8 protein-coding genes are annotated in these 11484 nt (G+C 37.6%); 2 read left to right on the top strand and 6 right to left on the bottom strand.

Going from position 1 to position 11484, the window contains the following annotated elements; translation table 11 throughout:
- Nucleotides 1-12 precede the first annotated feature (12 nt).
- Both L0P88_RS17625 and L0P88_RS17620 read right to left on the bottom strand, forming a co-directional pair.
- Complete coding sequence (locus L0P88_RS17625) at nucleotides 13-300, bottom strand: hypothetical protein (protein ID WP_247131224.1); 288 nt, start codon at nucleotides 298-300, stop codon at nucleotides 13-15.
- A gap of 244 nt (nucleotides 301-544) precedes the next feature.
- Nucleotides 545-3100 (bottom strand): DEAD/DEAH box helicase family protein, encoded by a 2556-nt coding sequence (locus tag L0P88_RS17620; RefSeq protein ID WP_247131223.1) that lies wholly within the window; start codon nucleotides 3098-3100, stop codon nucleotides 545-547.
- A gap of 406 nt (nucleotides 3101-3506) precedes the next feature.
- On the opposite strand from L0P88_RS17620, the gene L0P88_RS17615 reads away from it, so the two are divergent.
- Together L0P88_RS17615 and L0P88_RS17610 are read left to right on the top strand one after the other, a co-directional pair.
- On the top strand, nucleotides 3507-4205 hold the full coding sequence (locus L0P88_RS17615; protein ID WP_247131222.1) for an N-acetylmuramoyl-L-alanine amidase: 699 nt from the start codon (nucleotides 3507-3509) through the stop codon (nucleotides 4203-4205).
- Nucleotides 4206-4871: 666 nt separating this feature from the next.
- Nucleotides 4872-6122 carry a glycosyltransferase gene (locus L0P88_RS17610; RefSeq protein WP_247131221.1) on the top strand — a complete coding sequence of 417 codons (1251 nt, stop codon included), beginning with the start codon at nucleotides 4872-4874 and terminating at the stop codon, nucleotides 6120-6122.
- A gap of 59 nt (nucleotides 6123-6181) precedes the next feature.
- Here L0P88_RS17610 and L0P88_RS17605 read toward each other — a convergent pair whose 3' ends face one another.
- From L0P88_RS17605 to L0P88_RS17590, 4 genes are read right to left on the bottom strand one after another with little or no spacing between them, the layout of a single operon-like run.
- On the bottom strand, nucleotides 6182-7774 hold the full coding sequence (locus tag L0P88_RS17605) for an NAD(P)-binding domain-containing protein (protein ID WP_247131220.1): 1593 nt from the start codon (nucleotides 7772-7774) through the stop codon (nucleotides 6182-6184).
- Between the two features lie 17 nt (nucleotides 7775-7791).
- Entirely contained in the window at nucleotides 7792-9411 is a 1620-nt protein-coding gene (locus L0P88_RS17600; protein WP_247131219.1) for an MBL fold metallo-hydrolase, read from the bottom strand.
- Between the two features lie 5 nt (nucleotides 9412-9416).
- Nucleotides 9417-10157: a thioesterase II family protein gene (locus L0P88_RS17595; RefSeq protein ID WP_247131218.1), complete on the bottom strand. Its 741-nt coding sequence runs from the start codon at nucleotides 10155-10157 to the stop codon at nucleotides 9417-9419.
- Nucleotides 10158-10184: 27 nt separating this feature from the next.
- Nucleotides 10185-11480, bottom strand: coding sequence for an MFS transporter (locus L0P88_RS17590; protein ID WP_247131217.1), 1296 nt, complete (start codon nucleotides 11478-11480; stop codon nucleotides 10185-10187).
- Nucleotides 11481-11484 lie beyond the last annotated feature (4 nt).

The raw sequence follows: 11484 nt of genomic DNA, 5'->3' as shown, positions 1-11484 counted from the left end.
TCTCTTAAGGGGTTATACTACGATACCGATCAAATAGGTAAATATGCCGACAACAGCACCCGCAATAAGTACGAATACCAACACACGGGTAATCCCTTTTTTGAGGTCGGCGTTCTCACCAAAAAAGTGTCCTGCATTGAACAGGAAGCCTATTAGGAAGATGACTCCCAGGATAATCGGGAAGATGGCCCTAATGGTATCGGAAACATCGTTAACGGAATCTTCGATGCCCCCGATCTGTCCAAAAATGGTATTGGAAACAAGCAATAAAAAAGCGGTCGGGAATAGTGATTTTTTCATGTTTAAATTGATTTAAGATTTGTTGGATTTCGTTGATTGAAAAATACACTATATTGAATTTCAAAATACTGGTTATCAGTGTTTTGTGAATAAAATAAAATTTGATTTCGCTTGGGTTTCTTTGATACGGATCGGTATCAAATCGTATGAAAAGTTGAAGTGCCCATGTTGATAACTCAAAAACGCCCGAATCGCCCGATGCTCGAAAACGTCAGATTTTGAAAAACACCAGGATAATCTTGAGCTAAATCTTTAAATTCTCTATGGCATCAAAAAAGGCATTGATGTCCTCATAAATTGACAGATCGATGTTTCTTTTCGGCATGTTCGATCCTTGGTTTTCAATAACGATCATTTTAGTTCCCACTCTTGTTCCAGAGCGTTCAAAAACCACTGATGGGAGCACTATTTCGCATGAAAGATGAATATCCCGATTATCCGGATGAGCAAAGAATTTGTTGAGTCTTTTTTCCATTGAAGCCCCATTTGGTATTATGGCTATCACTTTGGACCTATCATTTTTGGAAAGGTGCTTAACTGCTTTGGCCACATGCTCCATTGCAGTTTTTCCGGCCGACCCGAATGGAGGGTTCATGGCTATTCCCTGATACTTGTTCCAGATACTCAGGTTTTCAAAATGCTGTGCCTTGACCGCTCCATTTACATTCATGGAAAGTTTGGAACAAAGTGTATAACTCGGTTCGATGAAAGTATTAACAGTGTTCTCGGGAAAAAATCTACCTATGGCGCCATGCCCTGCACTGGGCTCCAATAATGACTGTCCAGGCTTTGGGTCAAGCCATTCTACCATCTTTAAACCGAGCGGTTCCGGTGTGGCAAAGTAGTCTGTCCCTTCTCTGGACTTATTCGATGCCGTCCTTTTGCCTGTTCCAAAATAGTAGGTCTTTGCCTTATCAAATTCCGAGATGGTTTCAAATTCCAGGTCGGAACTTTTACCTCCGGTTCCTTGGTCGCTGGAAGGCAATTCATCATGTGCATTCAGGTATCCCTCCGTAAACACCAGTTCCAGGTTTCTAGCCTGTTCACCCATTGCAAGATTTTCGGCCGTTCTTGATCTGGTCGCAATTTTTTCAGCAAAAGCAAATCTTTCAAAATTTGTCTGAAGTGTGATGTATTCATATATCGCGTTGCTCATTAAACCTATCCGGTAAATACGGCCTTCGATCTGAATGGCATCGGTAGGTGCAGTAGGTAAACCTAATGTCAATAAAACCCTATTTACACCACCGATTTTATCATGCAATGAAATTCCTTCCTTGCCTGCCTTGGTTTGAACCAATAGCAGATTGTATTTGGAACAATTGTCATTAAAAAGATTGATATTATGTATCCGTTTCTTTTTTGAAATGGTGCCGTTGATTTCCAAAGCGTTTGGAAAGCTATTTATAATGGTTTGTCGAGGGTTGACCAGATTTGAAAGATCCAGGTTGACAAATTCAGGGTATTCCTTGTTAAATCTCTGAATGTCATCGTATAGCCCAATTTTATCAACTAGCTCCTCTTCTGACTTGATTAGTTTATTGGCTTCAAAATGGAACGGATGGCTAGGTAAGGAGTTGTTGTAATTATGGAAAATGACAACCTTTCTACCCAGTTTAAGATGTTGCTCAATTCTGCAGATCACCTCTTTCGCTTTAATACATTCCAAGAGTTGATTGGTATAGTTATAATTAAACTTTCGGTATTGATATTTGGCCAAGTACTTATACCTATCGCTGAAATCGGACGAATGGAACAACTCTTTACCCTGGTCTATTCGTTTACCGATTTCACTATTGACAATTATAAAGTCACGTGAATAGTCCTTTTCAACTTGAATTTTACGACCTGAAATGATACCTTCTTTGCGGAATTTTTCGTAGAAATTCCTTTCCATCAACCCAACATTCACATGACTGTCCGGAGTGGTCAGCTTATTATAGCGCATGCGATAGCCAAAATGCTCTATAAAGAACTTCTCATAATCATCAGGTTCGTTATAACTTCCGTGCACATATTCTGCCAAATAGGGCTTTTCACGAATGTCCCAAAGGCAACCATCACCTAGCATGATGGATTTATGATAGGCAAACGGAGAGGCGGACAGAAATACAACTTTGGTAGCATTGATATACTCGGCCAATCGTTGATTATAAATGGATTTGTAAACGTCATTATCGACATAACTTTTTCCATCTTTTTCATAGCTTGCTGCTTGCCTAATATTCTCATGGTATTTTTGTTCGAACGTGGATGGAAGTTTGGCCACTTGTTTATGTTTCCAAAGACATTCGGTATAATTGCCTGAGCCATTCTGAAGTAAATAGTGGCATTCATCATAAACGACCAGATCAAAATTAAGGTCAGATAATCTTTTATTCTGGTAGAAATTTGCATAGGTGGTCACGGTAGTTTGGGGTTTACAATCTTTTGTATTTTCAAGTAATCTGATTTCCAGATTTAGTACCTGCCCTTCAATAATCCAATCCCTGGCCTTTTTATCCGTTGGAACCACGATCAGTATGTTCCTTTTGTTCTTTACAATAAATCTTTTGATGATACCAAGTCCTGTAAAGGTCTTTCCGGTTCCGGTTCCATTGGTAAAAAGGATACCTTTACCTTTTTTAAAGCGCCGTTCCGCTTTTTGGACATCCTTTTGTTGTTCAGGGAATAGTTCGGGAAGCATGTTCTGAATGTTCTTCAGATTGCCTTCCTTAACTTCCAGTTCATTGAAAGAGCTAAATTCCAAGAGCAATTGACCGTCACTTGAAGCTAGTTCTAAGGTCTGTGTGTTTTCCATGCGAAATATGATTAGGATTAAACAATATTTTCGCCTGAACGAAACGGAAGACTAAATTTTGGAGTGGAAAGGAAACGGAATAAAAAGTGAGGAAGGAACGGTTTTATGCCGTCCCTTTTCCGAGAAATATTTTGCGGGTTTAACTTGGCGTAACTATTGTATGACCAAAAAACCAATTACCATCGACCTATTGATCTTACGGAAATTAAAAGGAAAATAGGCTTTCCAATAATTGATGCCATTGATTACATTACTTTGAAAAACAGATAGCTTGAGAAGGGCGGGCATTACAATAATTGTTGTATATTAACTCGCAAACATTTGACTTTCAGAAACTTGTTTAATTATTAAAAATTGATTCGATTTGGATTCTTTTAAATTCAATTGATATCAAAAGGCAAAGACCATGAAAGTCAATACCTCACTGAAATCTCAAAATTGGTGTTCAAAAAAAATCAAGATTGTCTTTATACCATTAGTATTGCTGATCGGTTCGGACCGATCATTTGGTCAGGAAATCGGAACGGAAAAGAGAATTGTTATAGATCCAGGTCATGGAGGGATAGATTCGGGTGCAATTGGTGTAAATGGCACATACGAAAAGGATGTGGCTTTGAAGGTTGCCAAAGAGATTTTAAACCTGAACAGATCCTTTTTTGAAAATGAATTGGATATCTATTTGACCCGATATACCGATACACTGATTTCCCTATCGGATAGGAGTCGATTGGCCAAAAGTTTGAATGCGGATGTGTTTGTCTCCTTACACTGTAATGCCTCTCAAAACGCTTCTAGAGGAATGGAAGTATATGTGCACAGTTCGGATAGCCCGAATAGCAAAGCATCGATCTCGCTTGGTGTTTCCGTCTTGGACGAAAGCACTGGAAAGCTAGGTCTTAAAAAACGGGGCATTGGGTTTGCCAATTTTCAGGTGTTACGAGGGATTGTTGGGTACTGCCCATCCATACTTGTGGAAATGGGGTTTATGACCAACCCCGATGAAGCGGATTATTTTTTGGAATCCAAAAGTATTAGGGCGTTGGCAATGGCTATTTTGATGGGAATTGTTAATCATTTAAATACGGAACGTGAAAAGTTTGAATAAGGCTCAAAAACATCAAATTTTAAAACACCAGAATAGTTTTGAGCTAAATTTTTAAATTGTCTATAGCATCAAAAAAGGCATTGATGTCCTCATAAATTGGCAAATCAATGTTTCTTTTCGGCATATTAGACCCTTGGTTTTCAATAACGATGATTTTAGTTCCTATTCTTGTTCCAGAGCATTCAAAACCACTGATGGGACCTCAAAAGGACAGAATTCGAACTTTTTGAGAGAAGATATTGCAATCATTATCAATAAATCATTTCATATTAGGAGTTCCTGTAGCCTTTAGTTTTAGGAATGGTATTCGTTTTGAAAATCGTCTAGTGATTATTAAATAATTGAATTTAAAAATATTATGAAAATTTGTGTGCAAATTCTAGAAGAGCAGTCACAACCAGCAAACCTAGATTATTCCAAATAACCTTGTTTTTATAAATTTTAGTAATAACCAGCCGCTCTTAGCTTTTCTGCTAAATCAAAATACGGATGATAATAAAGGATTAACTGTAGTAGTAAACAAACTATAATCAAAATAATAGGTAAAACTAGATTAAATACTTTCCTATTTTTCATATCTTAAAATTATTCGAAAAAGCCACGCAACTCAAAGTTTGGTTTTATGAAAAAGAACAGATATAAGATTATATCCTTAAATCTAATATAGTGAAAAAAAAAGATATCGTGATTATAACCGATTTTGAGGAAGGCCATGTCTATCCATTATTTAGCATAGCAAGAAATCTTCAAGATGTTGGGTACAGTGTTTGTTTTGTAGGGATACAAGATACTTTGGATGTTATAACAAAAAATGGGTTTGAATGTATTCCTATATTTAAGGATATCTTTCCAAGAGGATATGTCAAAAGACTTAAGGACAATGGAGTTAGTACAGATTCGATTTCTTGTGAACTCTACATGCAATCGATATTTGAAGAACTTGATGGTTTTATGCCAATAATCCAACCTAAAGTTGTTTTTTCGAGTTTCTTTTTTAGCCTAGAGGCGCTTGTAATTCACTACAAATATGGTGTTAAGCAAATTACTTTCCATACCCTTTTTCCGCCATTGTCTGATAAATCAGGTATTACTCTTGAACAACGTTCTGCCAATTATGCCGTGCAGACTTTTATGGAGTTAACGGGGCCTTTGCCTGGTTTATTTATGGAATTCTTTGAAAAAGAAAACTTGATATTTAAAAGCTTCGAAGAGATGTCGGCGCCGTTAAAGAAAATGCCTCAGGTAATGCTATGTCCCAGGCAATTAAATGTGAATACCTCTCTGCACTCAGAAAAGGAGGTTTATCTAGGTCCCTGTATTAATTTGGCAAATAATCTTCAAAACAACTTCTTACAAGAAGTCATTGAGAAAATGGGACATAGAAAAATAATCTATGTATCCATGGGATCTCAGACGAAAGAATACCCAAAAAAGGCGGAGAGTCTTTTCAATACTGTTCTAGAAGCGATGAAATCTGATTATTTTAAGGATTTTCATCTTGTTTTGTCTCTTGGTTCCTCAAGGGAGAATTGGAACTTGGTAGAGCCCCCTGAGAATACTGACGTTTATAGCTGGGTTCCTCAACTTGAAATACTTCAATTAGCTTCTGTGGCTATCATTCATGGGGGCTTGGGGTCGATCAAAGAATGCATTTACTTTGGTGTTCCTATGCTAATAATCCCAATGGGAAGGGATCAGCATGATAACGCCAAGCGTGTGGAACATTACAAATTAGGCTACTGCCTAAATTTGGACCAGTTTTCCGACGAAACAATCACCAAAAGCCTCAATGAGCTCATGCAAAATCAGGAAATCCAGTCAAATCTTCTTCAGATGCAACAGTTATTCCTTGAAATTGAAAAACAAAAGAAAGAAGTAGCACTTGTAAAAAGCCTAATTCAGCATTCTGAGACCTGATTCATTTTGGGATGTACGATTTTCCTTCCTAATCATTAGTCTATAGAGTTTTCCATACGCTACTCAGCGATAACACGTTCGGATTTATTCTCAATTTCCAAAAATTCTTTTTGAAAAAAATCATGTAACGGCTGAATGTGTTCCTTTCTGTTGAACTCACCATTTAAGTCCTCTATTAAGTGTAGTTCCGACCGTAGCTTGCCGTTAGAGTAATATCTTATGATGGGATGTAAAAAATCACTATCTCCCGCTCCATCGGAATCAAAACGGTTGATTCTCTCCACATCTTGCGCAAATGGGTCTCTTTTGTCCGAGCCATATTCCAGGGTGATGATAAAATAATCATGAACTTCTGTACAAAATATTTCATTGATATAATCTAGGGGCAAGGCTTCAACATACCTCAGCTGATTATTGATCTTATTAATTATCAGTACATCGCCCAAAAAGCCATATTGCTGCCATAAAGCAGAAGTTATATTGATTTTTTTAATCACCAAATTAGTGGCTTTGCCAGAATCCACACCTTCAAACAGCTGCGATTCAAAGTCAACACCATTATTCTTTTTGTTCAATATATCAGCAAGAACCTTGCAATTGTATCTAAAACCATGAATAAAGCCAGAGGTAGCCTTCTTGAAATCTCTAGAATGCGATAGTACTCCGGCAAAGTACAGATTTGATATATTAACCGATTCCCATTCTGGCGTTAGTGCTGGCAACTTGCCATTGTAGAGCGTATCTGGTTTGAATCCTTCTTTGAAAATTGCATCATCCATCTTAAAACCACATGCAAGAATAATTCTGTCATAGCAAATTTCCTCAACTTCTGCATCTTTTACTTTGGTGTAGTCAATTCTTACTCTGTATTTGCCATCTGGGTCTTTATAGATGCCTAGAATTTCACCATTTAGAACGGCGTTCTGAGACTTTAACAAATATGTGTCCAAGTAATTGTTATTAACAGCTCGCAGGTTGCCTACATAATGCGTTTTCCAAGCAAACTTTATGTTTTCAGGGCTTATTATATGAATCACTGCTGCAGTCCCAATAAGGTTATCTGCAGTTTCGAAGCCAGAATTCCCTTTACCTATAATTAGAACTTTTTGATTGACATATTCATCCGGATTTACGGAACAGTCAGAATACAACTCGCAAAATTCTATTCCTTCAATTTTTGGTCGGTACTGCTTCGGAATCCCTGTAGCTATGATTAAGTTCTTACACTCGTAAGTTATATTATCACAAACGATTTGAAAATTACCAATAGCATTCTTGGAAATTTCAAGGACCGAGGTATCATAAGCCACCTTTAATCCATAGTGATTCGCATAGTCTCCGAGGTACCTAACTAAGTCATCAGCATTTGGGAAATAGTCTTTAGAATACTCCTTAAAAAGAAGTTCGGGGGTATCTGCAAGTAGGGAATTCCAATCCCATCTCAGATTTATCTCATTATTATCATAACCAGTATACACCTTATTTATTGAAATTAATTCCCTACGTCTCGGAAACTTTTCAAAAAAGCTTCCCGGTTTACCATTTCTTTCTAATATCAGGTAATCCAGCCCCTTTTTTTCGAAAAAGTAGCCAAGCTGTATGCCGGATGGCCCGGCACCGATGACAATATAATCACGATAATTTTCATTCATTGTTCTAATATTTTAAATTATTCTACTAGTTGTATTTCGTTTTTGTTATATAAAATTTCCTTTTCGCCGAATAGCCTTTCAGCAGTAATCTTAGAATCTAGACAGTAATTAATAAGCAGGTCTGACTGAATAATAGGATTTGAGTCCTTGGTATATTTTATACTGCTTATATACTCCAACCACGGCTCCTGACCCATTGCATAGACGTATACTTCCTTTGGATTAAAGGCATTCACCAACGCTTTACCACGCTCATAATTAGATCCTGCCAGTCTTCTGGAGAAGTCCTTTTCTCTCGGAATATCTTCGGTTAGTAGAGGACCATATAGCCAAGAAAGTGGTGCGCCATCGCATTCCATTCCTAGAAACAACACATCTATATCACCTATTTCCTTTTGAATAAGCTCATAAAGTTTTGGTTCGATGTTGCAAGAGTCAGCCATGAATAGCATTTTAAATTCCCCGATATTCACGAAGTGGCAAATCTTTGCCTGAATGTTGAGATCTGAATGCTCTCCTACAAAGGGTATTCCAATAATACTGATATCCTTGAAGTTTATGCTCTCCATTTCGTCAATTTCAATGACATTGGTAAATCCAATCGCGTTGAACATTAGTTTCAAACTTGGATCCTGCAAGAGTCCGCGAGAGGAGCGGGGAACAACGATATTCTTAATCTTATGCCTTAAAGGCAGTAGAGTCTCAAATAGAATGTGGTCTTGATGGTTGTGGGTAATTAATACGTAATCTATGGTCTCTGGAAGATCCATATCAGAAAACCTATCCACTTCTTGGGGATACCCATAATAGCTAATTAACGGATCTAGAAGAATGCTTATTCCATTTGTTTCAATCAGGATACAAGCATGCCCAAAGTAGCGCATTCTAACTCTATTTCCATCATAAGGTTTATAGGGTATTGGAGGCTCATCTGTAAAAAAAGATTCAAAAAGTTCCTCTTGTTCGGGTTTTATTCCAAGTTTAGATTTAATTTCATCTAGTGTTCCTGCCGTTCTTTTCATTTTACCTAACTCATCTAAAGCATTATTTTTGAAGGGCATATTTAAACCAACCACTTTCTCGTCCTCCAGTCTGGGAGTACTTAAAACAAATGGTCTTTCATCATTTTCTGTAGTCCACAAGGCGATGCTCTGAGCAGATTCTGAATAAAACCTGCTCTTGTAGAGTAAACTTTCAAAAAATCGATAAGATGGTTGATTATTGAGATCATAGACCAGCTCAATATACCCTCTTAAAATTTCAGGTATGTCTTGATATAAGGGCTCCAAAGAATATCCACGGGCCTTACTTTTTAACATTCTATCTAAGGATTTAATAGCTTCACTAAATTCAATTAGTTGTGCTCGCTCTTGCATGGTAAGGTCCCTGAGTTCCCTTATCTCGTCTACTCTGTTATCTTCATAATCGATAAAAGGGCCTCCTTTCATTTTAGGGGTCTTAACCGCAGATACATGTACATGCGGTGCTTGAATATACGAGCTCATTATTTTTAAATGTCGTCCTGTAACATTCATTGCCGCCGTAGCTGGAGAAATTAAATGACTCCAAGCATACCAGCCATCAAATAAGGGCTCGATTACTACATTTGGTTTAAGATATACTTTGTCTGATTTCATATGATTTACTTGAATAATAAAGTCCTACTTGATGTTTTCAGTATGTGAATTATTTTCCTTGTCACTGCCGCCTCATAATCATATATGAAGAAATGGTCACCATCCATACATTGAATGTTTAGCGGAAATTTGGTTTCCAACTGCCAAGCATTGACCTCATCCATTTTGGTTTTACCTTCACCCAACTCTTTTTTGCCCATATAAATATGTATTGGAATGGTCAATGGCTTATCTGGTTTGGAATACCTATAGCCCTCAATGGCTTTAAAATCCGCCTTTATTATGGGATAGTAGAATTCCATAAGCTCTTCGCTTTTGAGGACCTCTATGGGGAGACCACCTTTGTCATTTATTTTTTGCCAAAAATCCGGTCCGGAAAGCTCACTCAAGAATTCGTCTGGTCCTATACTAGGCCCCGCTCGACCACTAAAAACCATAGCAACAGGTAATTTTAAATTTTGTTCGGTTAATTTCTTTACAATCTCATAGCCCAAAAGACTTCCCATGCTATGGCCGTACATGACATATGTAGAATTATTATCACTTATAACACTGCGCACTTGCTTGAGGAGGTCTAACACCATATCATCAAAACTCGTGAGGAGTTTTTCTTTATATCGTAAGCCTCGTCCAGGAAGTTCCAAAGTAACCCAATCAATCTCGTTTGAAGTGACTTTTTGGAAGGATCGATAACTTTGCTTATTCCCACCGGCAAACGGGATTGCGATAACCTTATACCTTTTCATAGAACCTACATTCATATATTTTTCATTTCAATTACTTATCTCTACACTTTTGGTTATCGTATTCATTTGATCTTGATATAAAACATCTAATGCCTTGAGATGTTTGTTGTAACGATAAAGTGAAGACATTAAAACTAGCAACAATCCAGACATGGAGAATAAAACAGTTATAGAAGCAGTAGTTTCAGAACCCGGTAGATGTCTAAAAAGAACTAAATCCAAATTTCTAAGTTGAATACTTAGTATGTCTACTAGAAATCCGGATACCAGATAGGCGATTGGGGCTGCCAGGCCAACGGCAAAACCCACAAAACCAGATAGCCTTCCCATTAAATCTATTGGAATTACTGTTTGTATGAAGGCATTGTTAATTATTCCCTCGACATTGAAAAGAAGCAGAATCATCATACCTCCAATTGCCAAAAAATATGGGTTGATGGCCACCAAGGAGCAGCTTAGAATCACACCCATAATAATGTTCAACTTTAGAACCGTGCTGATCGGTTTTTTGACCTCCTTTTTTCTCGCCATTATTATTCCACCTAAAAAACTTCCAAATCCTGCGACAGAGAGTATCAAACCCAGCGTGTACTCATTGGCAAAGTCTAATATTAGCGGAGTAAAAAGCACCTGAATTAATCCGAGAAAAAAGTTAACCCCAAAGAAAAAAGAGAGTAGATATAGCAATCCTTTATGGTTCTCCAGGAATCTTTTTATGATTGCATAGTCCTTTTTAAAACTAAGTCCTTCTTCTGTAGAAGTAACCTTTACAAAACCTATTATGAGAAAAACTATAATGGGGATAAAGAAAGTTACGAGGTCAATGAAAAAGATATTACGAATTCCAATAAGCCGGTAAAGTACGGGTGCGATAACGGGCACACTTATTTGTATTGCCGAATAAACACTGGTAGAAACACCTTGTGCCTTGATCAACTCACTTTTTCCAACCAGAATAGGTGTAGAAACGTAAAATGATTTAAATACGAATATCCCCGCTACAGAACCGAAGGTAGCAACGACCATAATATGCCATGGGAGCAGTTCGCCTAGATAATGCAACAGGATAAGAATTATGCTACCAACACCAGACAGCAGCTGGCCATAAATAATCATTTTCTTCTTATTCCAGCGATCAATAAGGCTACCAAGAAAAGGAGCCAGTAAAACCCCAGGCGTTATTCCGAAAAACCATATCAACGAATAATCTGAAACGCTGCTTTCAGGCTGATCCAAAATCCATACACCGAGAGCAAAGTCGGTAAGATTCGTCCCGAAAAGCGAGAACATGATAAGGCTCAGATATATTAGATATTTCTTCATTAGA

It is taken from the genome of Muricauda sp. SCSIO 64092 (assembly GCF_023016285.1).
In the GTDB taxonomy this organism is placed as follows: Bacteria; Bacteroidota; Bacteroidia; order Flavobacteriales; family Flavobacteriaceae; genus Croceivirga.
Note: the sequence above shows the minus strand (reverse complement) of the source record. Positions and strands in the feature narration are given on the sequence as shown.

Coding starts and splice junctions, on each gene's coding strand:
- L0P88_RS17615 (WP_247131222.1), top strand. CDS start 3,507: ATGAAAGTCAATACCTCACTGAAATCTCAAAATTGGTGTTCAAAAAAA.
- L0P88_RS17620 (WP_247131223.1), bottom strand. CDS start 3,100: ATGGAAAACACACAGACCTTAGAACTAGCTTCAAGTGACGGTCAATTG.
- L0P88_RS17595 (WP_247131218.1), bottom strand. CDS start 10,157: ATGAAAAGGTATAAGGTTATCGCAATCCCGTTTGCCGGTGGGAATAAG.
- L0P88_RS17625 (WP_247131224.1), bottom strand. CDS start 300: ATGAAAAAATCACTATTCCCGACCGCTTTTTTATTGCTTGTTTCCAAT.
- L0P88_RS17590 (WP_247131217.1), bottom strand. CDS start 11,480: ATGAAGAAATATCTAATATATCTGAGCCTTATCATGTTCTCGCTTTTC.
- L0P88_RS17605 (WP_247131220.1), bottom strand. CDS start 7,774: ATGAATGAAAATTATCGTGATTATATTGTCATCGGTGCCGGGCCATCC.
- L0P88_RS17600 (WP_247131219.1), bottom strand. CDS start 9,411: ATGAAATCAGACAAAGTATATCTTAAACCAAATGTAGTAATCGAGCCC.